The sequence below is a fragment of the Streptomyces sp. NPDC003011 genome (assembly GCF_053591515.1).
This window is the reverse complement of sequence record NZ_JBSFTY010000012.1, coordinates 1-23843: the sequence shown is the minus strand read 5'-3', so window position 1 is coordinate 23843 and position 23843 is coordinate 1. Positions and strand designations below refer to the sequence as shown.

General features: G+C 73.0%; 23 protein-coding genes and 2 pseudogenes. 11 read left to right on the top strand and 14 right to left on the bottom strand.

The window, feature by feature from the left end:
- Nucleotides 1-51 precede the first annotated feature (51 nt).
- Together ACWD0J_RS08805 and ACWD0J_RS08800 are read left to right on the top strand one after the other, a co-directional pair.
- Nucleotides 52-309 (top strand): YiaA/YiaB family inner membrane protein, encoded by a 258-nt coding sequence (locus tag ACWD0J_RS08805; protein WP_451495055.1) that lies wholly within the window; start codon nucleotides 52-54, stop codon nucleotides 307-309.
- A 58-nt stretch (nucleotides 310-367) separates the two neighbouring features.
- Nucleotides 368-991: a TetR/AcrR family transcriptional regulator gene (locus ACWD0J_RS08800; protein WP_451495054.1), complete on the top strand. Its 624-nt coding sequence runs from the start codon at nucleotides 368-370 to the stop codon at nucleotides 989-991.
- 25 nt (nucleotides 992-1016) lie between these two features.
- On the opposite strand, the gene ACWD0J_RS08795 is transcribed toward ACWD0J_RS08800, so the two are convergent.
- Complete coding sequence (locus ACWD0J_RS08795; RefSeq protein ID WP_451495053.1) at nucleotides 1017-1478, bottom strand: MaoC family dehydratase; 462 nt, start codon at nucleotides 1476-1478, stop codon at nucleotides 1017-1019.
- A gap of 137 nt (nucleotides 1479-1615) precedes the next feature.
- On the opposite strand from ACWD0J_RS08795, the gene soxR reads away from it, so the two are divergent.
- Nucleotides 1616-2146 (top strand): redox-sensitive transcriptional activator SoxR, encoded by a 531-nt coding sequence (gene soxR, locus ACWD0J_RS08790; RefSeq protein WP_451495052.1) that lies wholly within the window; start codon nucleotides 1616-1618, stop codon nucleotides 2144-2146.
- Nucleotides 2147-2283: 137 nt separating this feature from the next.
- Here the strand turns inward: soxR and ACWD0J_RS08785 are convergent, their stop codons facing one another.
- Nucleotides 2284-3012 (bottom strand): 3-keto-5-aminohexanoate cleavage protein, encoded by a 729-nt coding sequence (locus ACWD0J_RS08785; RefSeq protein ID WP_451495051.1) that lies wholly within the window; start codon nucleotides 3010-3012, stop codon nucleotides 2284-2286.
- A 206-nt stretch (nucleotides 3013-3218) separates the two neighbouring features.
- Nucleotides 3219-3821 (bottom strand): hypothetical protein, encoded by a 603-nt coding sequence (locus tag ACWD0J_RS08780; RefSeq protein ID WP_451495050.1) that lies wholly within the window; start codon nucleotides 3819-3821, stop codon nucleotides 3219-3221.
- A gap of 267 nt (nucleotides 3822-4088) precedes the next feature.
- On the opposite strand from ACWD0J_RS08780, the gene ACWD0J_RS08775 reads away from it, so the two are divergent.
- Nucleotides 4089-6899: a penicillin acylase family protein gene (locus tag ACWD0J_RS08775; protein ID WP_451495049.1), complete on the top strand. Its 2811-nt coding sequence runs from the start codon at nucleotides 4089-4091 to the stop codon at nucleotides 6897-6899.
- Nucleotides 6900-6917: 18 nt separating this feature from the next.
- Here the strand turns inward: ACWD0J_RS08775 and ACWD0J_RS08770 are convergent, their stop codons facing one another.
- Both ACWD0J_RS08770 and ACWD0J_RS08765 read right to left on the bottom strand, forming a co-directional pair.
- Nucleotides 6918-8258: a serine-threonine protein kinase gene (locus tag ACWD0J_RS08770; protein WP_451495048.1), complete on the bottom strand. Its 1341-nt coding sequence runs from the start codon at nucleotides 8256-8258 to the stop codon at nucleotides 6918-6920.
- Between the two features lie 101 nt (nucleotides 8259-8359).
- Nucleotides 8360-9589: an exo-beta-N-acetylmuramidase NamZ family protein gene (locus tag ACWD0J_RS08765; protein WP_451495047.1), complete on the bottom strand. Its 1230-nt coding sequence runs from the start codon at nucleotides 9587-9589 to the stop codon at nucleotides 8360-8362.
- 174 nt (nucleotides 9590-9763) lie between these two features.
- Here ACWD0J_RS08765 and ACWD0J_RS08760 point away from each other — a divergent pair, with 174 nt between their 5' ends.
- From ACWD0J_RS08760 to ACWD0J_RS08750, 3 genes are read left to right on the top strand one after another with little or no spacing between them, the layout of a single operon-like run.
- Nucleotides 9764-10537 (top strand): SDR family oxidoreductase, encoded by a 774-nt coding sequence (locus ACWD0J_RS08760; RefSeq protein WP_451495046.1) that lies wholly within the window; start codon nucleotides 9764-9766, stop codon nucleotides 10535-10537.
- A complete protein-coding gene (locus ACWD0J_RS08755; RefSeq protein WP_451495045.1) occupies nucleotides 10534-12195 on the top strand; it encodes a class I adenylate-forming enzyme family protein in 1662 nt (553 codons plus the stop codon). Before ACWD0J_RS08760 ends, ACWD0J_RS08755 begins: the two co-directional genes overlap by 4 nt.
- 30 nt (nucleotides 12196-12225) lie before the next feature.
- Complete coding sequence (locus ACWD0J_RS08750) at nucleotides 12226-12819, top strand: TetR/AcrR family transcriptional regulator (protein ID WP_451495044.1); 594 nt, start codon at nucleotides 12226-12228, stop codon at nucleotides 12817-12819.
- 59 nt (nucleotides 12820-12878) lie between these two features.
- Here ACWD0J_RS08750 and ACWD0J_RS08745 read toward each other — a convergent pair whose 3' ends face one another.
- From ACWD0J_RS08745 to ACWD0J_RS08715, 7 genes are all read right to left on the bottom strand, one after another.
- Nucleotides 12879-14102: an acyl-CoA dehydrogenase family protein gene (locus ACWD0J_RS08745; protein WP_451495043.1), complete on the bottom strand. Its 1224-nt coding sequence runs from the start codon at nucleotides 14100-14102 to the stop codon at nucleotides 12879-12881.
- Between the two features lie 6 nt (nucleotides 14103-14108).
- Nucleotides 14109-15140, bottom strand: a complete 1032-nt coding sequence (locus ACWD0J_RS08740) for a phosphotransferase family protein (protein ID WP_451495042.1) — start codon at nucleotides 15138-15140, stop codon at nucleotides 14109-14111.
- Nucleotides 15141-15378: 238 nt separating this feature from the next.
- Nucleotides 15379-15675 carry a hypothetical protein gene (locus ACWD0J_RS08735; protein WP_451495041.1) on the bottom strand — a complete coding sequence of 99 codons (297 nt, stop codon included), beginning with the start codon at nucleotides 15673-15675 and terminating at the stop codon, nucleotides 15379-15381.
- A 365-nt stretch (nucleotides 15676-16040) separates the two neighbouring features.
- Nucleotides 16041-16376, bottom strand: a complete 336-nt coding sequence (locus tag ACWD0J_RS08730) for a DUF202 domain-containing protein (protein ID WP_451495040.1) — start codon at nucleotides 16374-16376, stop codon at nucleotides 16041-16043.
- Nucleotides 16373-16765: a YidH family protein gene (locus tag ACWD0J_RS08725; RefSeq protein WP_451495039.1), complete on the bottom strand. Its 393-nt coding sequence runs from the start codon at nucleotides 16763-16765 to the stop codon at nucleotides 16373-16375. The genes ACWD0J_RS08730 and ACWD0J_RS08725 overlap by 4 nt, the downstream gene beginning before the upstream one ends.
- Before the next feature lie 39 nt (nucleotides 16766-16804).
- Entirely contained in the window at nucleotides 16805-17320 is a 516-nt protein-coding gene (locus tag ACWD0J_RS08720; RefSeq protein ID WP_451495038.1) for an NUDIX hydrolase, read from the bottom strand.
- A gap of 585 nt (nucleotides 17321-17905) precedes the next feature.
- Nucleotides 17906-18799, bottom strand: coding sequence for a DMT family transporter (locus ACWD0J_RS08715; RefSeq protein WP_451495037.1), 894 nt, complete (start codon nucleotides 18797-18799; stop codon nucleotides 17906-17908).
- Nucleotides 18800-19502: 703 nt separating this feature from the next.
- Here ACWD0J_RS08715 and ACWD0J_RS08710 point away from each other — a divergent pair.
- The 4 genes from ACWD0J_RS08710 to ACWD0J_RS08695 all read left to right on the top strand — a co-directional run bounded on the left by ACWD0J_RS08710 (nucleotide 19503) and on the right by ACWD0J_RS08695 (nucleotide 23519).
- Entirely contained in the window at nucleotides 19503-20447 is a 945-nt protein-coding gene (locus ACWD0J_RS08710) for a hypothetical protein (RefSeq protein ID WP_451495036.1), read from the top strand.
- 33 nt (nucleotides 20448-20480) lie between these two features.
- A complete protein-coding gene (locus ACWD0J_RS08705; protein ID WP_451495035.1) occupies nucleotides 20481-22025 on the top strand; it encodes an APC family permease in 1545 nt (514 codons plus the stop codon).
- A 92-nt stretch (nucleotides 22026-22117) separates the two neighbouring features.
- A complete protein-coding gene (locus ACWD0J_RS08700; RefSeq protein ID WP_451495034.1) occupies nucleotides 22118-22915 on the top strand; it encodes a molybdopterin-dependent oxidoreductase in 798 nt (265 codons plus the stop codon).
- Nucleotides 22899-23519: a cytochrome b/b6 domain-containing protein gene (locus ACWD0J_RS08695; RefSeq protein ID WP_451495033.1), complete on the top strand. Its 621-nt coding sequence runs from the start codon at nucleotides 22899-22901 to the stop codon at nucleotides 23517-23519. The genes ACWD0J_RS08700 and ACWD0J_RS08695 overlap by 17 nt, the downstream gene beginning before the upstream one ends.
- A 9-nt stretch (nucleotides 23520-23528) precedes the next feature.
- Here the strand turns inward: ACWD0J_RS08695 and ACWD0J_RS08690 are convergent.
- Both ACWD0J_RS08690 and ACWD0J_RS08685 read right to left on the bottom strand, forming a co-directional pair.
- Nucleotides 23529-23639 (bottom strand): annotated as a pseudogene (locus ACWD0J_RS08690) (L-idonate 5-dehydrogenase); the annotation flags it as partial.
- A 19-nt stretch (nucleotides 23640-23658) separates the two neighbouring features.
- Nucleotides 23659-23843: pseudogene (locus tag ACWD0J_RS08685) on the bottom strand (hypothetical protein); the annotation flags it as partial.

Here is a 23843-nt window from a genome sequence, read left to right as displayed (position 1 = left end):
CTGAGTACGCCGGCGGATGCGGCACCGGCCCCGTCCGCCGAAGCTGTCCCCATGAGTGACACATCGGGCAAGCAGCAGAACACGGCCGCCTTCTACGGCCAGGCCGTCGCGTCCTTCTCCATCGCCATGGGCGCCACCGCCATCGGCATCTTCAAGCTGGACGCCGACGCCTGGGTGCGGGCCTTCCTCGGCGTCGCCGTCCTGTACCTCGTCACCTCCGCCTTCACCCTGTCCAAGGTGATCCGGGACCGGCAGGAGGCGGCGGCCCCGTCGTACAGCCCCTTCGAGAGCTCCGGGCCGGCACGCTAAGCGCCCGCTCACCTTCGGCGGTATGGTGGTGACCGTGTCGGTGAAGAGGGGCGAAGCGATGAGTACGGCCAACGAGACGGCCGACGGCGAGACGTCGGCGTGGGGCGAGGTCACGCCCGACGCGGCCCGGCGGCTGCTGGTCGCCGCGGTGGAGGCCTTCGCCGAGCGCGGCTACCACGCCACGACGACCCGTGACATCGCGGGCCGTGCCGGCATGAGCCCGGCCGCGCTCTACATCCACTACAAGACCAAGGAGGAACTCCTCCACCGCATCAGCAGGATCGGCCACGAGAAGGCCGTGGAGATCCTGCGCGTGGCGGCCTCGGGCGAGGGCAGCGCCACCGAGCGGCTCGCCGACGCGGTGAGCTCCTTCGTCCGCTGGCACGCGGGCGGCCGTACCACCGCGCGGGTCGTGCAGTACGAACTGGACTCCCTCGGTCCCGAGGCGCGCGCCGAGATCCTCGCGCTGCGCCGCCAGGTCGACGCCGAGGTGCGCGGCATCATCGAGGACGGCGTGGCGACGGGCGAGTTCGACGTCCTCGACGTGCACGGAACCACCCTCGCCGTGCTCTCCCTCTGCATCGACGTGGCCCGCTGGTTCAACGTCGACGGCCCGCGGACCCCCGAGCAGGTCGGCGCGCTCTACGCCGACCTCGTGCTGCGGATGGTGGGCGCCGGGTGACGCGGCCCGTGCCGGAGGGGCGCGGCTAGAGGTAGTACCGGGACACGGACTCCGCGACGCACACCGGCTTGTCCCCGCCCTCGCGCTCCACGGTGAACGCGACGCTCACCTGGACGCCGCCCTGCACGTCGTCGACGCCGGTGATCGTGGCGGTCGAGCGCAGCCGGGAGCCGACCGGGACCGGGGCGGGGAAACGCACCTTGTTCGTCCCGTAGTTGACGCCCATCTTCACGCCCTCGACCTTGATCAGCTGCGGGCCGAAGAGCGGCAGCAGGGACAGGGTCAGGTATCCGTGCGCGATGGTCGTGCCGAACGGCCCCGAGGCGGCCCGCTCCGGGTCCACGTGGATCCACTGGTGGTCGCCGGTGGCCTCCGCGAACAGGTCGATCCGCTTCTGGTCGACCTCCAGCCAGTCGGTGTGCCCCAACTGCTCGCCCACCGCCGCCTTCAGATCGTCGACGGAGGTGAAGATCCTCGGCTCTGCCATGTCCCGGCCCTCTCCTGTGATGTCTAAGCGACTGCTTAGCATGGTCGGCCGCGCACGGCATGTCAACGCCTCGGGACGCCGACCGGGCGGCCGGCGGGTGGCCGGAGGGCGCGCGGAGGGTGAGTAGGCTTCGAGGGGTGCCCCAGATTCCCGAGAAGATCCACGAGCTCACGGTCGGCCAACTCGCCGCACGCAGCGGCGCCGCCGTCTCCGCCCTGCACTTCTACGAGTCCAAGGGCCTGATCAGCAGCCGCCGGACCACGGGCAACCAACGCCGCTACTCCCGTGACGCGCTGCGCCGGGTCGCCTTCGTCCGGGCCGCGCAACGCGTCGGCATCCCGCTGGCCACGATCCGTGCGGCCCTCGCCGAACTCCCCGAGGAACGCACCCCCACCCGCGAGGACTGGGCCCGTCTCTCCGAGGCCTGGCGCTCCGAACTCGACGAACGCATCAAGCAGCTCAACCGCCTGCGCGACCACCTCACCGACTGCATCGGCTGCGGCTGCCTCTCCCTGGACACCTGCGTCCTGTCCAACCCCGACGACGTCTTCGGTGAACGCCTGACGGGTTCGAGGCTGATGGTGGAACAAGGGGGAGGCCGCGAGAAGGCCGCGGCACACGGCGGGCGGGAGCGCGAGCGTGCGCGCGAACCGGAGGACTGCTGCTGACCGACGCGGTACGCGCCGCGGTGGCCGTCCTCGGCGTCCGACCGCCTCGGCGTCGGGTGTCCGCCGGAGCGCTGGGAGGGTGGGCGCGGGCGTTTTGCGAGACGCGCGCGTCTCCTCGTCCCGGCCCTGCCCCGGCCCTACGGGGAGCGCCGGTACCCTCCGTGCTGGAGCAGCGCCTTCGCCACCAACTGGGCGTTGGACAGGGCCCGTTGTCCGTCGGGCAGCACCAGCGTGTCCTCCAGGCCCACGCGGGTCGCGAGGCCGAGGCGTCCGGCCAGCCGCAGGACCGGCCACGCGCCGCCGTCCTCGCCGTGCAGCAGGACCGGACGGCCGTGGGCGGTCCCCAGGCCGGCCAGGAGCGCGCGGGCGGTGTCCTCGGCGGTGCCGGGTGCGGGATCCGTCACCTCCGCGAGGACCCGCAGCACCTTCGGACCGAGCGGTGAGACGGCGAACCGCGCCGCCCCGTCCGTCCCCGACCAGATGCCGGCCTCCACGCCCACGCCCCGGTCGATGAGGGCGGCGGCCACCTCCTCGGCGCCCGGCTCGTGCCAGTTGACGGAGGCGTGGTCGGGCAGCACGGCCCAGCTCCGGATCCGCCGCGCCCGAGCGGCCGGATCCGGTTCTGCCCAGGCGCCCGTCGTCACGCCGACGGGCACCGACACCCGCGCGCGGATCGCGTCGAGCGTCGCCGCGACCACGCGCGGCGACACACTGTCCTGACCGCACGGCGTCTTGGGGTGGACGTGGATGTCCGTGGCCCCCGCCGCGACCGCCTCCACCGCGGACGAGGCCATCGCCTGCGGTGTGAGCGGCACCATCGCGCCGTCGGCGGCCCCGCGGGGCCCGTTGAGACACACCTGCACCATGTCCCGATGGTGCCAGGCGCCACCGACAAGGCCCCGGGCCGGGCCCTGCCCGTGGACGGCCGACCGGGTGCGGACACCTCGGCTGCCCGGCATCCCGGCCCGCCGGATCGGCCCGCCGGATCGGCCCGCCGGGTCGGCCCGCCGGGTCGAGTGGGGGTGCGGCGTCGCCGGCGCACCCCCGCATGCGCCATTCCTGGGTTCGCCGGTCAGGCCGACATCAGCAGCCGTCCGCGCCTGGCGTCCGCCAGCGCCTCTGGCGTGAGCACGGGACGCGGTACGAGAATGCCGCAGTCCACGCAGACCGGACCCGTCGAGGGTTCGTGGTCCAGTTCGTACTTCCAGACGAGGCGCTCCCCGCCGCACACCGGGCATTCCGCGCCCGGCTCCCGCTCCAGTGCGGCGATCAGCCGGCGCAGGACCTCCGCCAGCGGCTCATCGGGATGGACCCGCGGGTCGTCGCACCAGGCGACTCCGAAACCGCCCCAGGTCAGCCGGTGCCAGTCGTCCACGCTGCCCGGCCTGCGCAGCCCGTCGTGCTTCTCCTTCTTGCGCCGCTCGGCGAACTCCACCTCGTAGGCCAGCCAGACCGAACGCGCCTCCTCCAACTCCTCCAGTGCGGCCACGAGCCGCGCTGGGTCGGGGGAGCGGTCCTGCGGACCGAACCCGGCCCGGGAGCACAAGTGGTCCCAGGTCGCCCTGTGCCCGTAAGGGGCGAACCGTTCAAGGCACTTGCGGAGCGAGTAACGCCGTAGCGCCAGATCGCACCGTGGATCGCGCACCTGTCTCGCCAAGCTTCGGAAACCGGCCATCGTCCTGCACCTCCGTCACACCTGCACCTGCACTTCGGTCACTTCGGCGTCGTCGCATGGACGTCGCCGAATAGACGTATCGACAAGCGATTCGGCTCCATCCGATGTCCGATGGCCTCCCATGAGCGGGCCGCGGTCGACCTCCACGAGCCGATCGGGGTGGTGCGGAACGACATCGTGGCGACTCCCAAAAGTGACGCATGTTCATCTTCGATCCCGGGGATACCGGCGGTAATGCCCCGCCCACCCCTGTCGGTAGGAGCTCCCATGCCACGGCGCACCCCACGCACCGTCCTCGACAGACTGAGAACTCCCGGCGGATCCCCCGGGTTCCTGAAGAGCGCTTCCGTATGCGTCCTGATTGCCGCTCTTCTCTCCCCGCTCTCGCCCGCGGCGGCGACGGGGACAGCCGCGCGGGAGACGGCCGCGGTCCCGACCGCTGCGGCGAACGACCACTGCGGCGGCCAGTGTTCCGACATCCTGCCGCCCGGCCAGAACGGCAACGCCACCCTCGCGCAGATCCTGCTCAACCAGGCCTTCGGCACCCAGCCCGCGCACGCCGCGGACCAGCTCGGTCCGTACGCCGCGCTGGCCAAGGGTTACCCGGCGCTGACCGACGCCACGATCGACACCTTCTTCAACGACGCGTCTTTCGGGGTCCCCGCCGGTCAAGTCGCCTCCACGGTCAAGCCCGCAGGCCGGGACGACGTGACGATCGTCCGCGACAAGAAGACGGGCGTACCGCACATCACCGGTACCACCAGATACGGCACGGAGTTCGGCGCGGGCTATGCGGCGGCCGAGGACCGGCTGTGGCTCATGGACGTCTTCCGTCATGTCGGACGCGGGCAGCTGACCCCCTTCGCGGGCGGCGACCCGTCCAACCAGGGCCTGGAACAGGAGTTCTGGCGCCATGCCCCGTACACCGAGGCCGACCTCCAGGCCCAGATCGACAGCGCCGTCGCCACGGCGGGCGACCGGGGCCGGCAGGCCCTCGCCGACGTCAACGCCTACGTCGCCGGCATCAACGCCTACATCGACGCCTCCGACAGCGGCCGATCCTTCCCCGGTGAGTACGTCCTGACCGGCCACAAGGACTCCGTCACCAACGCCGGCACGATCGCCCGCTTCAAGCCCACCGACCTGGTCGCGCTGGCCTCCGTGATCGGCGCGCTCTTCGGCTCCGGGGGCGGCGGCGAGGTCGACAACGCGCTGTCGCTGCTGGCCGCGCAGCGGAAGTACGGGGTGGCCGAGGGCACCAGGGTCTGGGAGTCCTTCCGGATGCGCAACGACCCCGAGGCGGTCCTCACCGTCCACGACGGCAGCTTCCCGTACGCGTCCAGGCCCGCCGACGCGCAGGGCGGGGCCCTGCCGGACGCCGGCTCGGTGACCGAGGAGCAACTGGTCCACGACCGTACCGGCAGCGCGGCCACGGCGAGCGCCGGCGGCGCCTCCGCGGCGGCGGCGCGCACGGCCGTCACCTCCGCCAGGCGGGGCATGTCCAACGCCCTCGTGGTGAGCGGCGAGCACACCGCGAGCGGTCACCCGATCGCCGTCTTCGGCCCGCAGACCGGCTACTTCGCGCCGCAACTGCTCATGCTCCAGGAGCTCCAGGGTCCCGGCCTCAGCGCCCGCGGCGCCTCCTTCGCGGGCCTGAGCATGTACGTCGAACTCGGCCGCGGCCAGGACTACGCGTGGAGCGCGACGACCTCCGGCCAGGACATCATCGACACGTACGCCGTCGAGCTGTGCCAGGACGACCACCACTACCTGTACCGGGGCGTGTGCACGCCCATGGAGAAGACCGAGCAGAGGAACGCCTGGAAGCCGACCACGGCCGACGGCACCGCGGCCGGCTCGTACACCATGCGGGTCTGGCGCACCAAGTACGGCCCCGTCACCCACCGGGCGACGGTCGGCGGCAAGAAGGTCGCCTACACCACCCTGCGTTCGTCCTTCCGGCACGAGGCCGACTCGATCATCGGCTTCCAGATGCTGAACGACCCGGACTACGTGAAGGGACCACAGGACTTCCAGCGGGCGGTGCAGCACATCAACTACACCTTCAACTGGTTCTACGCCGACTCCGAGCACACCGCGTACTACAACAGCGGCGACAACCCGGTACGGGCCACCGGCGTCGACGCCGAGTTCCCGGTGTGGGCGCGGCCGGCCCACGAGTGGCGGAACTGGGATCCGGCCACCAACAGGGCGCAGTACACACCCCCGTCGGCGCACCCGAACTCCATGGACCAGGACTACTACGTCTCCTGGAACAACAAGCAGGCCAAGGACTACACGACCGCCTCCTGGGGCGACGGTTCGGTCCACCGCGGCGGCCTTCTCGACGACCGGGTGAGGAAGCTGGTCGCCGCGGGCGGGGTCACCCGGGCCTCACTGGTGAAGGCGATGGCCGACGCCGGACTGGCCGACCTGCGGGCCGAGGACGTGCTGCCGGACCTGCTGAGGGTGATCGACAGCGCGGCGGTGACCGACCCGGCGGCCGCCGCGGCGGTGAGCAGACTGAAGGCGTGGGCAGGGGCCGGCGCCAGGCGCACGGAGACCACGGCCGGTTCGAGGACGTACGCCGACGCGGACGCGATCCGCATCCTCGACGCGTGGTGGCCGCTGCTGGTGAAGGCCACGTTCGAACCGGGTCTGGGCAGTGACCTGTACACCGCCTTCACCCGCAACCTGCCCGTCGACGAGACCCCGTCGGCCGCGCACGGCCCGACCGGCGCGCACGCCGGCAGCGCCTTCCAGTACGGCTGGTGGAGCTATGTCGACAAGGACGTCCGGGCGGTGCTCGGCGAGCCGGTCCAGGGGCCGCTCGCACACACGTACTGCGGCGGCGGCAGCCTCGGCGCCTGCCGGGACGTCCTGGTCGCCACGTTGAAGGAGGCGGCCGGCCGGACCCCGGCCCAGGTCTATCCCGGCGACGACCTGTGCGCGGCGGGCGACCAGTGGTGCGCCGACTCGATCGTCCAGCGGACGCTGGGCGGCATCCGGCACGGCGGCATCAGCTGGCAGAACCGGCCGACGTACCAGCAGGTCGTGGAGTTCACCTCGCACCGGTAGGACGCGTGCGGCGGCGGGTCAGCGGATGCGGCCCGCCGCCAGCACCAGGCGGGCCAGCTCCGGGTGCGCGATGTCGTTGTGCGCGCCGGCCGGTGGTCCGCCCCGCCGGACGCACGCGGCCGCGTCGACGTTCACGCAGCCCGACGCGGGCAGCTCCGTCCGCAGGGCCTCGGCGAGCGTGAGGGACGTCGTGCCGGGCACCGCCCGGACACCGTCGTACCCCAGTGCCTCCCACGCGGCGCCCGGGGCCCGCCCGGCGCCGAAGCCCGCGGCGGCCTCGTGCGGGCCGGCGCGCAGGCCCCGGGCGTCGCCCGCCATCCGCGAGGCCAGCGGATACAGCGTCGACAGCGCCGAGTCGTGGCGGGAGTGGCAGCACACCAGGGGACCGTCCACGCGGTGGTGCTGCCCCTGCAGCACGCCTCCCGCGCGCGGGTCGTGCGGCAGACGGGCCGCGAACGCGTAGTGCGAGAAGGCCGCCTGGAGCAGGGTCACCGACTTCACCGCGCGCACCCCCTCGGGCAGTCCGCGCAGCGCGAACGACACCAGCCGCGCGCCGAAGCTGTGCCCGACGAGATGCACCCGTACGTCCGGCGCCGCCGCGGCCAGCTGCCCGATCACCCGGCCGAGTCCGCGCTCGCCCACGGTCCCCGCCCGCCGTTTCATCGCGTAGTACGTCCCCTGCCGCAGCAGCTCGTGGGCGCCGTCCCACGGATCCGGCACCGTGAACTGCGCCGCGCCGCCCGGGGACCCGGCCCGTGCCAGCGCCCGCGCGAACGCCTCGCAGACCTCCGCCACCGGCCCCGAGAACATCACGGGCCCGCTCTGCGGCACCCCCTCCGCCAGCGTGTCCGCCGCGAACATCACCTGTGGTCCCGCCGGGACCACCTCCACCAGCAGTCGCACCAGGCGCCCGAACTCCTCCAGCTCGGCCGCCTCCCGTGCCCGCTGGTCCAGCAGCCGCGCGATCCGGTCGATCACGGTGGCCCGGCCGGGAAACGCGTCCAGCAACGCGTGCCGGGTGTCCTTGTCGAGCGCCGGACGCGGCGGCGGGTCGGCGGCCACCGCCCGCGGGAAGTCGGGGATCGGCTCGTCGGCGAACCGCATCGACGGCCACACCACACCGGCGTACCCGAGCCGGGCCGCCGGGGCGAGGCGGGGGATCGGGGCGAAGAAGCGGCTGCAGAGCCGGGTCGCCAGCGAGCGGTCGTTGTTCCAGCCGTGCGCGAAGACGACCAGATCACGGACGCCGTGCTTCCCGACCCCGGTGAGCAGCCGGTCCCGCCCGCCTGCGTCCGTGTCCCCGTCCGCGTCGAAAGTGAGCTCCCAGTACGGACTCACGCTCAGTGCCGGATCCGCCATGACTGGCCCCCTCGTCCCCCGGTGTGATGCGATATGCGCGCATCGTCCCGCCGCCGGGCGGACTTGGCCATACGTCATGACTCATCCGGGCGCGTGACCGGTCAGCGGTACAGGAGGTACTTCCCGCGCATCCTTTGGAACGCCGCCAGTTCGCGGTCCCAGCCCGCCACCACCTCGTCGGTGTCCGCGCCCGCGTCGATCATCGTGCGCACCAGCGTCGACCCGGTGAGCTTGTCGATCCAGTGGTCCGCACGCCAGGCGAAGCCGCTCCACGCCCGCCGGGCGGTCACCAGGAGCGCGATCCCGGTGCGCACCGGGTCGTAGGCGTCCCGGTCGTGCACATGGATCTGCACACCCCCGACCGTCTTCCCCTGGAACTTGGAGAAGGCGGGCGCGAAGTACGCCTCCCTGAAGTGCGCGCCGGGCAGGCCGAGCCGGTTCGCCGCCGCGGCCCACCGCCCGTCGACGCCCTCCGCGCCGAGCAGCTCGAAGGGCCGGGTCGTCCCGCGCCCCTCCGACAGGTTCGTCCCCTCGAAGAGACACGTCCCCGCGTACACCAGTGCCGTCTCGGGCGTCGGCATGTTGGGGCTCGGCGGCACCCAGGGCAGCGCCCAGGCGTCGTACCACTCCGTCCGCCGCCACCCGGTCATCAGCACGGTGTCCAGCTCCGCCGGCGCGGTCAGGAACTCCCCGTTGAACAGCCGCGCCAGCTCCGCGACGGTCATCCCGTGCGCCTGCGCGATCGGCTGCCGTCCGACGAAGGTCGCGAACTCCTTGTGCAGCACCGGCCCCAGGGCCGCGCGCCCGGTCACGGGGTTCGGCCGGTCCAGGACGACGAACCGCTTGCCGGCGATCCGGGCCGCCTCCATGCAGTCGTACAGCGTCCAGATGTACGTGTAGAAGCGCGCGCCCACGTCCTGGATGTCGAAGACGACGGTGTCCACGCCGGAGGCGGTGAAGACGTCGGCGAGGGCCTGGCCGCTCTTGAGGTACGTGTCGTAGACGGGCAGGCCGGTCGCCGGGTCGTCGTGGCGGCCCTCGGAGCCGCCCGCCTGGGCGGTGCCGCGGAAGCCGTGCTCGGGACCGAAGACGGCGGTCAGGTCCACGCGGTCGTCGGCGTGCATGACGTCGACGATGTGGCGGACGTCGCGGGTGACGCCGGTGGGGTTGGTGACGATGCCGACGCGCTGGCCGCGCAGGGCGGCGTAGCCGGTGGCGGCCAGGTTCTCGAAGCCGGTCCGCCGTCGGCGGGCCGCGGCGGCCGGGGACGCCGCGGTGAGGGAGGTCGCTGCCGTGGTCGCTGCGAGCAGGGCTCGTCTGGATAGGCGCATGAGGTGCAGGCTAAGGGCTCCGCCCGCTAGGCGGAAGCAGCGGACCGGCGGGGATTGGCCGTGGTTCCGCGCGCCCCGCACGGGGTCGCGGTGGCCCCTTCCGTCCAACATACCGACCGGTTAGTCTGGCCGCTGCGGGAGCAGAGCCGATTCGCGTCGCGTCGAAGGAGACCGATGGTGAGAGCCGTGCAGGATGCGGGAGTGGTCGTCACCGGAGCGGGGGGCGGGATCGGAGCCGCGCTGGCCCGCCGCTTCGCCGCCGAGGGGGCCCGCGTCGTGGTCAACGACCTGGACGCCGGCCGGGCGCGGGCCGTGGCCGAGGAGATCGGCCAGATCGCCGTCGCGGGGGACGCCTCCGCGATCGTCGCCGAGGCCCGCGAGGCGCTCGGCGGGACCGTGGACGTGTACTGCGCCAACGCGGGCGTCGCCTTCGAGGCCGGCGAGCCGGGCCAGGTGCTCGACGAGCTGCCCTGGGCGGCCTCCTGGGACGTGAACGTCATGGCCCACGTCCGCGCGGCCCACGCGCTGCTCCCGGACTGGCTGGAGCGCGGCAGCGGCCGCTTCGTCTCCACCGTCTCGGCCGCGGGCCTGCTGACCATGATCGGCGCCGCGCCCTACGCCGTCACCAAGCACGGGGCGTACGCCTTCGCCGAGTGGCTGTCGCTGACGTACCGGCACCGCGGACTGAAGGTCCACGCCATCTGTCCGCAGGGCGTGCGCACCGACATGCTGGCCGCCACCGGCAGCGCCGGCGACCTGGTCCTCCAGCCGACCGCGATCTCCCCCGAGAAGGTGGCGGACGCCCTGTTCGAGGGCATCGAGGAGGACCGTTTCCTGATCCTGCCGCACCCCGAGGTCGCCGGGTACTACCGGGCCAGGGCCGCCGACGCCGACCGCTGGCTGACGAACATGAACCACCTCCAGCAGAAGTGGGAGGCGACCCGGTGACGGACTCCCGCTACGCCGCCAAGCCCTGGCTGGGCCTGCTCGACGACGTCCAGCGCGCCCCGGTCGACCCCGCCGACTCCCTGGTGCACGCCCTGCGCCGGGCGGTCGCCGGGACCCCGGACCGGACCTTCCTCGCCTACTTCGACGGCCGTCTGACCTACCGCGAGGCGGACGAGCTCAGCGACTCCGTCGCCGGTCACCTCGCCGCCCGCGGGCTGGAGCGCGGCGACCGGGTGGCGGTGCTGCTGCAGAACTCCCCGCAGTTCGTGCTCGCGGTGCTCGGCGCCTGGAAGGCGGGAGCCACCGTCGTGCCCGTCAACCCCATGTACAAGTCGGGGGAGGTCGGCCATGTCCTGCACGACGGCGAGGTGGCCGCGCTGATCTGCTCCGACCGGGCCTGGGCGTCGTATCTGCGCGACGCGGCCGCCGATTCACCGGTGCGGATCGTGCTCACCGGCTGCGAGCTGGACTTCCAGACCCGTGGGGACGCCCGCGTGCTGGCGTTCGAGCGGCTGCCGCAGGCCCCGGACGCCGACGACCTCACGGCCGTGGCCCGCGCCGGCCATCAGGCACCCGAGGGCCGCGACCCCGGCCCGTCCGCCCTCGCGCTGATCAGCTACACCTCGGGGACCAGCGGCGCCCCCAAGGGCGCCACCAACACGCACGGCAACATCATGTACAACGCCGAGCGGCAGCGGACCGGTCTGGCCCTGCCCGAGGCACCCGTCTACTTCGCGATGGCGCCGCTGTTCCACATCACCGGGATGGTCTGCCAGTTCGGCGCGTGCCTGAACAGCGCGGGCACGCTGGTGCTGGCGTACCGCTTCGAGGCCGGTGTCGTGCTGGACGCGTTCGCCGAGCACCGGCCGCACTACACGGTGGGACCGTCGACCGCCTTCATGGCGCTGGCCGCCCACCCGGCCGTCACCCCGGACCACTTCTCGTCCTTCGTGAACATCTCCTCGGGAGGTGCCCCGCTGCCGCCCGCCCTGGTGGAGAAGTTCCGGGCCGGCTTCGGCCCGTACATCCGCAACGGGTACGGGCTCACCGAGTGCAGCGCGCCCTGCGCCTCCGTACCGCCCGCCCTGGAGGCGCCGGTCGACCCGGTCTCCGGGACGCTGGCCGTGGGCGTGCCCGGTCCGGACACGGTCGTCCGGATCGTCGACGAGCGGGGCCAGGAGGTGCCCTTCGGGGAGCAGGGCGAGATCCTCGTCCGCGGGCCGCAGGTCGTGCCCGGCTACTGGCGGCGACCGGACGCCACCGCCGAGACCTTCCCGGACGGGGAGCTGCGCACCGGCGACATCGGCTTCATGGACCCGCGGGGCTGGCTGTACGTCGTCGACCGCAAGAAGGACATGATCAACGCGTCCGGCTTCAAGGTGTGGCCGCGCGAGGTCGAGGACGTCCTGTACACGCACCCGGCGGTGCGCGAGGCGGCCGTCGTGGGGGTGCCCGACGGGTACCGCGGCGAGACCGTCAAGGCGTACATCAGCCTCCGTCCGGGTGCCGAGACGGACCCCGGGGCGCTGGCCGCGTACTGCAAGGAGAGACTGGCCGCCTACAAGTACCCGCGTCAGGTGGAGATCCTGCCGGACTTGCCGAAGACGGCGAGTGGGAAGATCCTCCGTCGGGAACTGCGTTCCCGCGCGCAGGACTAGAACAGCAGCTCGGAAAGGCAGGTGGCGGCAGTGCCCAGGACGACGGACGGTGACGGACCCCCCGTGCCGCAGCGGCTCCTCGCCGCCGCCACCCGGCTCTTCGCGGAGCGGGGCTACGACCGCACCTCGGTGCAGGAGATCGTCGAGGCGGCCGGTGTCACCAAGGGGGCGCTGTACCACTACTTCGGCTCCAAGGACGACCTCCTGCACGAGGTGTACGCGCGCGTGCTGCGCGTCCAGCAGGAGCGGCTCGACGCCTTCGCGGACGCCGACGAGCCGATCGAGAAGCGTCTGCGGGGAGCGGCGGCCGACGTCGTCGTCACCACCATCGACAACCTCGACGACGCGTCGATCTTCTTCCGCTCGATGCACCACCTGAGCCCCGAGAAGAACAAACAGGTGCGCGCCGAGCGCCGGCGCTACCACGAGCGCTTCCGCGCGCTGATCGAGGAGGGCCAGGAGGCGGGCGTCTTCTCCCGGGCGACCCCCGCCGACCTGGTCGTCGACTACCACTTCGGCTCGGTCCACCACCTGTCCACCTGGTACCGCCCCGACGGCCCGCTCAGCCCTCAGGAAGTCGCCGACCACCTCGCGGACCTGCTGCTGCGGGCGCTGCGGCCCTGACGGCCTCAGCATCCGCGTAAGGGGCGGCCGCCATGGCGACCGCCCCTTACCGCGTCACCTCAGAGGTACTGCTTCAGCTCCCGGCGTGCCAGCGAGCGCTGGTGCACCTCGTCCGGGCCGTCCGCGAGCATCAGCGTCCGCGCTCCCGCGTACAGCTCGGCGAGCGGGAAGTCCTGGCTCACGCCGCCCGCGCCGTGCAGCTGGATCGCGCGGTCGATGATGTCGACGACCGTGCGGGGCGTGGCGATCTTGATGGCCTGGATCTCCGTGTGGGCGCCCCGGTTGCCGACCGTGTCCATCATCCAGGCCGTCTTGAGGACCAGCAGCCGCAGTTGCTCCACGGCCACCCGCGCGTCGGCGATCCAGTTCTGCACCACGCCCTGCTGGGACAGCGCCTTGCCGAAGGCCTCACGGGAGACGGCGCGCCGGCACATCAGCTCGATCGCCCGCTCGGCCATGCCGATCAGCCGCATGCAGTGGTGGATACGGCCGGGGCCGAGCCGGGCCTGCGCGATGGCGAAGCCGCCGCCCTCCTCGCCGATCAGGTTCGTCACCGGCACGCGCGCGTGGTCGAAGACCACCTCGGCGTGGCCGCCGTGGTAGTGGTCCTCGTACCCGAAGACCTGCATCGCGCGCTCGACCGTGACGCCCGGGGTGTCGCGCGGCACCAGCACCATGGACTGCTGGCGGCGGGCGTCGGCACCGTCCGGGTCCGTCTTGCCCATCACGATGAAGATCTTGCAGTCCGGGTTCATCGCCCCGGAGATGTACCACTTGCGGCCGGTGATGACGTACTCGTCCGTGCCGTCGGCGGCCCGCTCGATACGCGTGGTGATGTTCGTGGCGTCGGACGAGGCCACGTCCGGTTCCGTCATCGCGAACGCCGAGCGGATCTCGCCCGCCAGCAGCGGCTCCAGCCACTGCTTCTTCTGCCGCTCGTCGCCGAACTGCGCCAGCACCTCCATGTTGCCGGTGTCGGGCGCCGCGCAGTTCGTCACCGTGGGCGCCAGCTGCGGGGAGCGGCCGGTGATCTCGGCGAGGGGCGCGTACTGGAGGTTGGTGAGGCCGGCGCCGTGCCCGGCGTCCGGGAGGAAGAGGTTCCACAGGCCCTGCCTGCGGGCCTCGGCCTTCAACTCCTCGACCACGGCCGGGGTGTCCCACGGCGAGGCGAGCCGCGCGCGCTGCTCGTGCGCGACGGCCTCGGCCGGGTAGACGTACTCGTCCATGAAGGCGAGCAGCTTGGCGCGCAGTTCCTCGGTGCGCGCGTCGAACGCGAAGTCCATGGTCGGTCAGCCTTCCTGAAGGGTGGTCAGGCCGTGCTCGATGAAGACGGGGACCAGGTCGCCGATGCGGTCGAAGCCGGGGCCGACCGTCTGGCCCAGGGTGTAGCGGTAGTGGATGCCCTCCAGGATCACGGCGAGCTTGAACCACGCGAACGCCGTGTACCAGGACACCGCGGAGACGTCGCGCCCCGAGCGCGCGGCGTACCGCTCGATCAGCTCGGCGGGCTTCGGGTGTCCCGGGGCCTCGGCGGTCGTCGACACCGGCGAGTCGGGCATACCGAGCGGCATGCTGTACATCACCAGCAGCCCCAGATCGGTCAGCGGATCGCCGAGCGTCGACATCTCCCAGTCGAGGATCGCCTTGATGCGGTCGTCGTCGCCGATCAGGACGTTGTCGAGCCGGTAGTCGCCGTGCACGACCGTCGGCGCGGGGGAGTGCGGCAGTTCGCGGCCGAGCGCCGCGTGCAGCTCCTCGATCCCGGCCAGGTCACGGTTGCGCGAGGCGTCCAGCTGCTTGCCCCAGCGCCGCAGTTGCCGGTCCAGGAAACCCTCGGGCCGGCCGAAGTCGGCGAGACCCGCCTCGGCGGGGTCCACCGCGTGCAGCTCGACCAGTACGTCGACCAGGGCGAGGACCGCGTCGCGGGTGCGGGCGGGGCCGAGCGGGACCAGCTGGTCGGCGGTGCGGTACGGGGTGCCCTCGACGAACTCCATGACGTAGAAGGACGCCCCGGGCACCGCCCCGTTGTCGGGGTTCTCGCACAGCAGCACCGGGCGCGGCACCGGCACGTCCGTCGGGTGCAGCGCGCTGATCACCCGGTGTTCGCGCTTCATGTCGTGCGCGGTGGCCAGCACATGGCCGAGCGGGGGACGCCGTACGACCCACTGCGCGGTGCCGTCGGAGACCGCGTAGGTGAGGTTCGACCGTCCGCCCTCGATCAGCCGGCCGGTCAGCGGGCCGTGGACCAGGCCGGGCCGCTCCCGGTCGAGCAGGACACGCAGCCGGTCGAGATCGAGTCCTGGCGGGTGGTCGGGGCTCATCGGTGCTCCTTACGTGTGCGGGTGCACGGGCGCGTGCACGGGACCGCTCCATGATGCCGACCGGTCGGTATGTCGTCCAGAGCGGGGGTCGAACGTGATCGGGGCCACGATAGGCCGACAACTCCCCGCACGGGACGGCGGGGAGCTGTCGGGGGTGAGTCGGGGGTGCCTTGCCCGGCCGGGGCGGCCGGTGGCCGGGACGGTTCACTGGCCTCGGCGGCTGAGCGGCCGGGGTGGCTCAGTGGTCGTCCCAGTGACCCTCGTGATCGGCGTGCCGGTGGCCGTCGTGGAGGTAGTCGACGTGGTCGCCGTGCAGGACGCTCGGGTGCCCGCAGTCCTGTCCGTGCCGGTGCTCGTGGTCCGCGTGCGGGACGTGCTCGACGGGCTCGCACTCGTCCCAGTGGCCGCCGTGCTCGCGGTGCAGATGCCCGTCGTGGGCGTAGTCGACGTGGTCGCCGTGCGGCACCTCGGTGTGACCGCAGTCCGGGCGGTGCGAGTGCGCGTGGGCGGCGTGTTCCTGGTGAAAGGTGGTCATCGTGCTCACCTTCGGAGGTACGGGTGGTGGTGACGGGGCGGCCGGCCGGACTGTCACGCGGACCGCGCGTGTCCGGCGATCCGGCGATGGCGCGCCGCGCGGTCTCCGGGCGCCCCGGCGGGGGTGCCCCATGAAGGGCCCTGGGCCCTCACCCCCGACGGTACGGCGGCTTCGGGCGGCTCGCCCACCAAGAGGGAGTCAGGACGGCCGAAGCGCATGGTCATGGTGACCGGGCGGAAGGCCTATGGCGGCCCCCGGAGTGTTCCCGGCCGCCGACGGGCACACAGGCCGTCCGGGGATCGAGCCGCCCCGCGTCAGAAGCCGCCCGGGATGAGAAGCCGCCGGGGATGAGAAGGCGCCCCGCGTCAGAAGACGAGTGCCGCCGCGCACACGGCGAGCCCCACCGTCAGCAGTGCTCCCGCCGTCGCGACCCGGGGTGTCAGCGCGGCGGGGCCGTGCGTGGCGGACAGGGCGCGGATACGGCGATGGGCGATCAGCAGGAAGCCCAGCCAGAGCGCGCCGCACAGGGCGCAGACGGTGACCGCGATCGCGGAGCCCCCGCCGTGCAGCGTGGTCTTCATGGCCAGCAGGGCGGCCACCGTGCTCGACAGCGTCGTCCGCCGCCAGGCGAGCCGGGTCCGCTCGGGCTGGAGGCCGGGGTCCCGGTCCTGGTCCGGGCCGGGGGACGCCGGGGTGCTCACCCCTCCCACCCGACGAGCACCACGACGACCATCGCGACGGCCACCACCGTGACCACGAGGGCCAGCAGCGCCGGGAACCGGGACACCGGAAGGTCCTCGCCCCGGCGCATGGCCCGCTCGCAGCGCACCCAGTGGTTGACCGCGCGCAGGGAGCACAGCACGCCCGCGGAGAGCAGGGCGAGCGCGAGCCCCACCCGCCAGCCCCAGGGCAGGTCCGGCAGGAACTGGTCCACGGCGAAGCCGCCGCCGATCAGCGCGAGGGCGGTGCGCAGCCAGGCGAGGAAGGTGCGCTCGTTCGCCAGCGAGAAGCGGTAGTCGGGGGTACCGCCCTCCCGCCGGAGTTCTTCGGGGGCGAACCACAGTCGGAGGTTGCGTGCGAAGCCGATCACGTGGGGGACCTTATCCAGTGCCCTTCCCGGAAGGACGCGTCAGGATGCCGACCGGTGAGCCCGCAGCCGCTGGTACGCGGCCAGCCCGTCCGGCACCCACTCCCACTCCGGCAGGCGTCGCTCGACCTCGTCCTCGGACAGGAAGTCGTACCAGGCCACCTCCTCGGCCTGGGGGCTGACCGGGACGTCGCAGCGGACCTCGTACACGGCCGACCACCAGCTCTGCCCGGCGCCGTCGTCGTAGAGGAACTTGAACAGGTACGCGGGCCGGGGGAGACCCGTGACACCCAGCTCCTCCTCGGCTTCGCGCAGGGCCGCGGAGTCGTAGGACTCGCCCGCGCCGACGACTCCGCCGACGAACATGTCGTACAGCGAGGGAAAGACCAGCTTGGCCGGCGTGCGGCGGTGCACGAAGACGCGGCCCTCGGCGTCCCGCGCCTGGATGAACACGCAGCGGTGCCGCAGGCCCCTCGCGTAGGCCTCGCCGCGCGGGGACACCCCGACGACCTGGTCGTTCTCGTCCACGATGTCGAGGATCTCGTCAGCAGCACTCATCCCCTCATCCAAGCAGGCACCCCCGCCCGGCTCCACGCGGCGGCGGGCGGACCGGTTCGCGCATGGCGCGGACGGACAGGCTCGCATGGGCATGGGCATGGGCATGGGCATGGGCATGGGCATGGGCATGGGCATGGGCATGGGCATGGGCATGGGCATGGGCATGGGCATGGGCAGGGCATGGGCATGGGTACGGGCCCGGGCACGGGCACGGGTACGGTGCCCGGCGGCGGCACGCGGACCGGCTCCCGTGGGTGCGGGCCGGCCGGTTTCCAGGCGCGCGCCGACCAGTTTCCGCTGGCGCGTGCGGAGTCGCCAGCAGGCGTGTGCCGGCTCGGCAAGAAGCATGTGGACCGGCTCCCGCAGGCGCGTGCGCGCCCGCCCCGGCAGCATCTATGCGGACCGGCCGGCCCCCGCAAGCGGGTGCGAACCGCTCCCGGCGGGCGCAGGTCCACCCCGCTCCGCAGGTCCACCCCGCTCCGCAGGCGTAGGCCGACTCCCTCCCGCGTGCTCCCGCATACGCGCGTGTACGGGCGGGCCCCAGCACCGCATGGTGAGCCGCAGCCGCCCACCCCCGCCCTGCCGTCAGTGCGGCTGCAGGTGGCGGGTCCGTTCGCTGTGGGTCACGTTGCACGGCATCGCCGGGTGCATGCCCAGCAGCACGATGCCCGTGACGATCGCGGCGAGGCCCGCCGCCTCCCAGGCCAGCGCGCCGGTGTCGGTGCGCAGCCGGTCGCCGAGGAAGCCGACGCCGCAGATGATCCCGGCCAGCGGCTGGGCCGCCGTGAGGGCGGGCAGCGACTTCCGCAGGGGCGCTGTCTCGAACGCGCTCTGCACCAGGATCAGGCCAGTCACGCCGAGGGCCAGGACGGCGTACAGCTGCCAGCCGGTCAGCAGCTCGGCCAGGCCGCCCTCGGTGAACCGCTGTCCGCTGACCCGGGTCAGGGCGTCCTGGACGCCGTAGAGCAGGCCGGCGGCCAGGGAGAGCAGGACCGGGCCGGACGTCAGCCGGGAACGCTTGGCGTACGCCGTGAGCACCAGGGCGAGGCCGATCATCACGCCGATGATCAGCCAGTGGCGCAGCGGATCGGCGACCGCCGTGCCGCCGCGCGGCTCGCCCGCCACGATGAACGCGGTCACCCCGCCCGCGAGCAGCAGCAGGCCGGCCCAGCCCTGGCGGCCCACCGGCTGCTTGCCCTGCTTGCGGGACAGGGCGAGCGCGAACAGCAGGTTCGTCGCGAGGAGGGGTTCCACCAGGGAGATCTCGCCCTGGCCCAGCGCGACCGCGCCGAGGGCCATGCCGGCCACCATCAGCCCGAGGCCGCCGAGCCAGCGCGGCACCTTCACCAGGTCCAGGAGCAGCCGCGGCGAGAGGAAGTCGCTCAACGGTGCCTGCCGGGCCGCGTTCTGCTGGAGCACGAAGCCGAAGCCCAGACAGCAGGCCGCACTCACGGCGAGCACCAGAACCAGAACCGACACGCTGAGTACCTCGATCATCGGCCGGGCCACGGGATGCGTGGGGGCGACTGGAACGGCCCAAGGCCCGGCGTGCCCCTGGGAGTGCCCGGGATCGGGCAGTCGACTCGGCCACGCCGCTCCGGTCGATCATGGGCGGATGTGCGGCCGTCCTGCCATGGTGCGGTGCCGCGCCGGGCAGCGCCATGGCGTACGCCACAGAGGCCGCCGGAGACGGGATGCGCGCCCTCCCGGTCGCCTCACAAGTCGCGTGCGAATCAGCCAAGTTGACGCGAGTAACGTGCCAGCGGCCCTTGACGGAAACCGTTGGCTGCGGATTGGCTGTGTGTGATCAGCTGATGGCAAGCCGAAACGTCCAGACCAGACGGCCGGCCGACACGTCGGCTCCTACCGACGACGAGCCGCGCCGCGTGAGGAAGTCCCCGCGGTGTCCCCACCCCCGCCACCCCCGGATCCCGAGGCCGGCCTGCCGGATCGCGCCTGGCCGAAGGCGCCTGCCGGGCGCTCCCTCGGACAAGCCACCCCGGGCACCGCCACCGCCACGGTCGCCGGTGCCGCCACAGTCACCGGTACCGCCACCGGCACCGCCTCAGTCACCGGCTCCGTCGTGCCCCGACGCCCCGCGCCGCCGTCTCTCTCCCTCGCGCGGCTGCCTGCACCAGACCCCTCTCACCCGCGCTTTCCGGCGCTGTCCCGCGGAGCCGACGTGATCCGAAAGACAGGCCTCAGTCGCAAGCGTGCCGCCACCCAGGCGCTCGACGCCGCCCTCGACGACACCGCACTCGTCGCCGCGCGGGCCGCGCTGGCGCAGGGGCGGTGGCAGGCCGTCCGGGCGCTGCTCGCCCGGACGGGCGACGAATGGGACCGGCGCGGCCACCGGATCGCGGTCCTGTCCCTGGAGCCGTACTGCGCCGCCTGGGCGCACGACTGGCTGCTCGCCGAACCCGACTCCGCCGACGCCGCCGTCCTCCTCGCCCTGGCCCGGGTCCGGCGGGCCCTGCGGGGCAAGGAGAAGCCCGCCCCGGCCCGCGAGGCCTGCCGGTCCGCCGCCGCGCTCGCGCCCGCCGACCCCACCCCCTGGCTCGGCCTGCTCATGCTGGAGCACGTCATGGGCGCCGACGACGAGGTGGTCCGGCTCTTCGGCGAGGTCCGCGCCCGGCACCCCGACCACCACCACGCCCACCACCTGATGGTCGCCCGCCTCGCCGAACGCCGTCCCGGCGCCGGTCCGGACCCGCTGCACGAGGTCTACGACTTCGCCGGCTGGGCCGCCGAGCAGGCGCCCGCCGACTCCCCGCTCGCGATCCTCCCGGTCGTCGCGCACGCCGAGCGCTACCGCGTGCTCGCCGTCGCAGGCCACGAGCCCCCCGACCCGACGGCCTGCGGCCACTGGACCGGCCGCCGGGCCCGGCAGGTGATGAAGGCCGCGTTCGACTGGTGGCTGGAGTGGGAGCACGAGGGCCACCCCCGCCGGCTCGTCGACCTCAACTACCTCGCCCACGCCAAGGTCTGCGAGGGACGCGGCGCCGAGGCCGCCGCCCTGTTCCACCGCATCGGCGAGCACCCCACCCCGATCCCCTGGTCGTACCCCGACCGCGACCCGTACCCCGCCTTCCGCGCCGCACGTGACAGCGCGCTCGGCACGGCGTGACACCCCCCATCCCCGGAAAAGGACGGTCTTCCTGTGACCACGGACAGTTCGAGCGGCACGAGCAGAGCCACTCCCGACGGCATCAGTACGTTCAAGGGCCAGGAGCGGGCCCTGCGCGCCGACCGGCTCGGCACCGGCGGCCTGCTGCTCTCCGTCCTCGCCGCCACCGCGCCCCTCATGGTCGTCGCGGGTGTCATGCCCACTACATTCGCGGTGATGGGCATCGTCGGACAGCCGCTCCTGTTCGTCGTCCTCGGCGTGGTCCTGGTGCTCTTCGGTGTCGGCTACGCGGAGATGAGCCGGCACGTCCACAACGCGGGCGCCTTCTACGCCTACATCTCCCGCGGCCTCGGCGGCACCGCCGGCGCGAGTGCCGCCCTGGTCGCCCTCGTCGCCTACAACGCCCTCCAGGTCGGCATCTACGGCATCTTCGGCTTCGAGGTCTCCGGCCTCCTCGCCACCCATGCCGACCTGGAGCTCGCCTGGTGGATACCGGCCCTGGCGGCCGCGCTGGTCGTCGGCGCGCTCGGCTGGCTGAAGATCGACGTCAACGCGCGCGTCCTCGGCGTCCTGCTGGTCGTCGAGGTGGCTCTGGTCGTCATCTTCGACATCGCGGCCGTCACCGACCCCGGCAAGGAGGGCCTGTCGCTGCACGCCTTCAACCCGGACACCCTGACCGGCGCCGGGGTCGGCACCGCGCTGTGCTTCTGCATCGCGGCCTTCCTCGGCTTCGAGCAGGCGCCCGTGTACGCCGAGGAGACCAGCCGCCCGCACGTCCTGGTGCCGCGGGTGATGTTCCTCGCGGTCGGCGGGGTCGCCGTCTTCTTCGCGCTCAGCAGCTGGGCCCTGACCGTCGCCGCCGGACCGTCCGCGATCGTCGGCGCGTCGCAGGAGCAGAGCGCCGGACTGCTGTTCTCCCTCACCGAGGACCGCCTCGGCTCCACCTTCACCGACGTCCTGCACGTCCTCTTCGTGACCGGCATGTTCGCCGCCCTGCTCAGCTTCCACAACGTCGTCGCCCGGTACGCCTTCGCCATGGGCCGCGAGGGCCTGCTGCCCGCCGCCTTCGGCCGCACGACCGGCGCGAGCGGCGCCCCCGGCACCGGCTCACTGCTCCAGACCACCGTCGCGGTGGTGGTCGTGACCGCCTTCGCGATCGCCGACGACAAGCCGCACGGCGACCCCACCGAACCCGTCCTGCACCTGTTCACCTGGTTCGGCAACATCGGCGCCCTCGGTGTGATCGTGCTGATGGCGGCGGCCTCGTTCTCGGTCGTCGTGTTCTTCGCCCGCCGCGGTGCCGCGGGCGCCCAGGCCGGACGGCTGCTCACCTCCGCCGTCGCGGGCGTCGCCCTGCTGGTGATCGCCGGCTACACGGTCAAGGACTTCGACGTCCTGGTCGGCGCCGGCCCGGACTCCTCGCTGAGCTGGATACTGCCCGGCATCATCGGGCTCGCTCTGGTCACCGGCCTGGCGCAGGGCGCCGTCCTGCGCGCCCGCCGCCCCGAGGCGTACGCCCGCATCGGGCTCGGCAACGAGGCGTTCCAGCTGGAGAAGGAGGCGGAGAAGACGTCGTGACCGCCTGAACGCCGAGTGAGAAGTGGTCACGGAACGCCGACGAGCCCCGCGATCCCTGGCCCGGCAGGGGTCGCGGGTGCTCGAATGAGGGAGTGAACTCCGAACACCCCGGGCAACGGGGCAGGGAACGGCCCGAAGGCCAGAGCGCGGAACGGCCCGAAGGACAGGGCACGGAACGGCCCGAGGAGCGGGGCGCGCCGGTCGGCCGCCGCGTCCTGCTCGGCACGCTCGGCCTGGGCGCCCTCGGCGTGCTCGCCGCGCCCACCCTGCAACGCGGCCTGGAGTCCTTCCTCGGCAGCGCCGCCGACAAGGACCCGACCGGCCTGACGGGCCTGCTCCCGAACGGCGGCGGCTTCCGCTACTACTCGGTCACCTCCTCCGTGCCCCGCGAGAACGCCACCACCTACCGCCTCACCGTCGACGGCCTCGTCGACCGCCCGCGGACCTACACACTCGCCGACCTGCGCGCCCTGCCGCAGACCCGCCTGGTCAAGGACGTCCAGTGCGTCACCGGCTGGCGGGTCCCCGACACCCCTTTCGAAGGGGTACGCCTGTCCCGGCTCCTGGACGCCGCGGGAGTGCGCCCTTCGGCCGGGGCAGTGCGCTTCACCTGCTTCGACGGCACGTACACCGAGAGCCTCACCCTCGGCCAGGCCCGCCGCGCGGACGTCCTGGTCGCCCTGCGCATGCAGGACAAGGACGTCAGCCACTCCCACGGCGGCCCGGTCCGCCTCTACGTGGCGCCCATGTACTTCTACAAGTCCGCCAAGTGGCTCTCCGGCATCACCGTCACCGAGGACGTGCAGCCCGGCTACTGGGAGGAGCGCGGCTACGACGTCGACGCCTGGGTCGGCCGTTCGAACGGGCGGGACGATGAGCCTACGACGTGACGCTCCGGCGACCCCGCGCGTGCGCCGCTTCAGCCGGGCCGAACGGTGGATCCACCGCACGACGGCCGTCCTGATGAGCGTGTGCGTGGTGACGGCCGCCTGTCTGTACGTCCCCCAGCTCGCCGAACTCGTCGGCCGCCGCGCGCTGGTGGTCCGCGTCCACGAGTGGGCCGGACTCGCCCTGCCCGTCCCGGTCCTCGCGGGTCTCGCCTCCCGCGCCTTCCGCGCCGACCTGCGCTTCCTGAACCGCTTCGGCCCGCACGACCGTATCTGGCTGCGTGCCGCCCTGCGCCGCGACGGACGGCCCGCGGCCCGCCCGGCCGGCAAGTTCAACGCCGGCCAGAAGCTCTACGCGGCCTGGGTCGCCGGAGCGGCCCTCGTCATGCTCGCCACCGGCCTGCTGATGTGGTTCACCCACCTCACCCCCCTGGTGTGGCGCACCAGCGCGACCTTCGTCCACGACTGGCTCGCGCTCACCCTCGGCATCGTCCTGGCCGGGCACATCGGCATGGCGCTCGGGGACCCGGAGGCACGGCGGGGCATGCGGACGGGGACGGTGAGCCGGGAGTGGGGGGACCGCGAACACCCGCTGTGGCGGCCGTGACGCCCGCGCTCAGCGAGTGCCGAAGTCCAGCAGCACCGTGCACGACCGGCTCCGGTCCGCCGCCGGCGCGAACGCCGACTCCGCCTCCTGCACCGGCACGATCGCGCTGACCAGGATGTCCAGCGGGCCCACCCGCTCCCAGCGTGTCCAGCGGGCTCACCCGCTCCTCGACGTCCGCGACCCCGGCCCGCACCGACGCCCCGTCGGCGACGTCGAACACGGCCGTGCGGACGGCTCCGGGCGCGTCGGCGTCGAGAGCGGCGGCGGCCTCGGCGAGCCCCGGTCGAGGTCGCCGAGAAGGCCGTCGAGCCGCTGGGCCTGCCG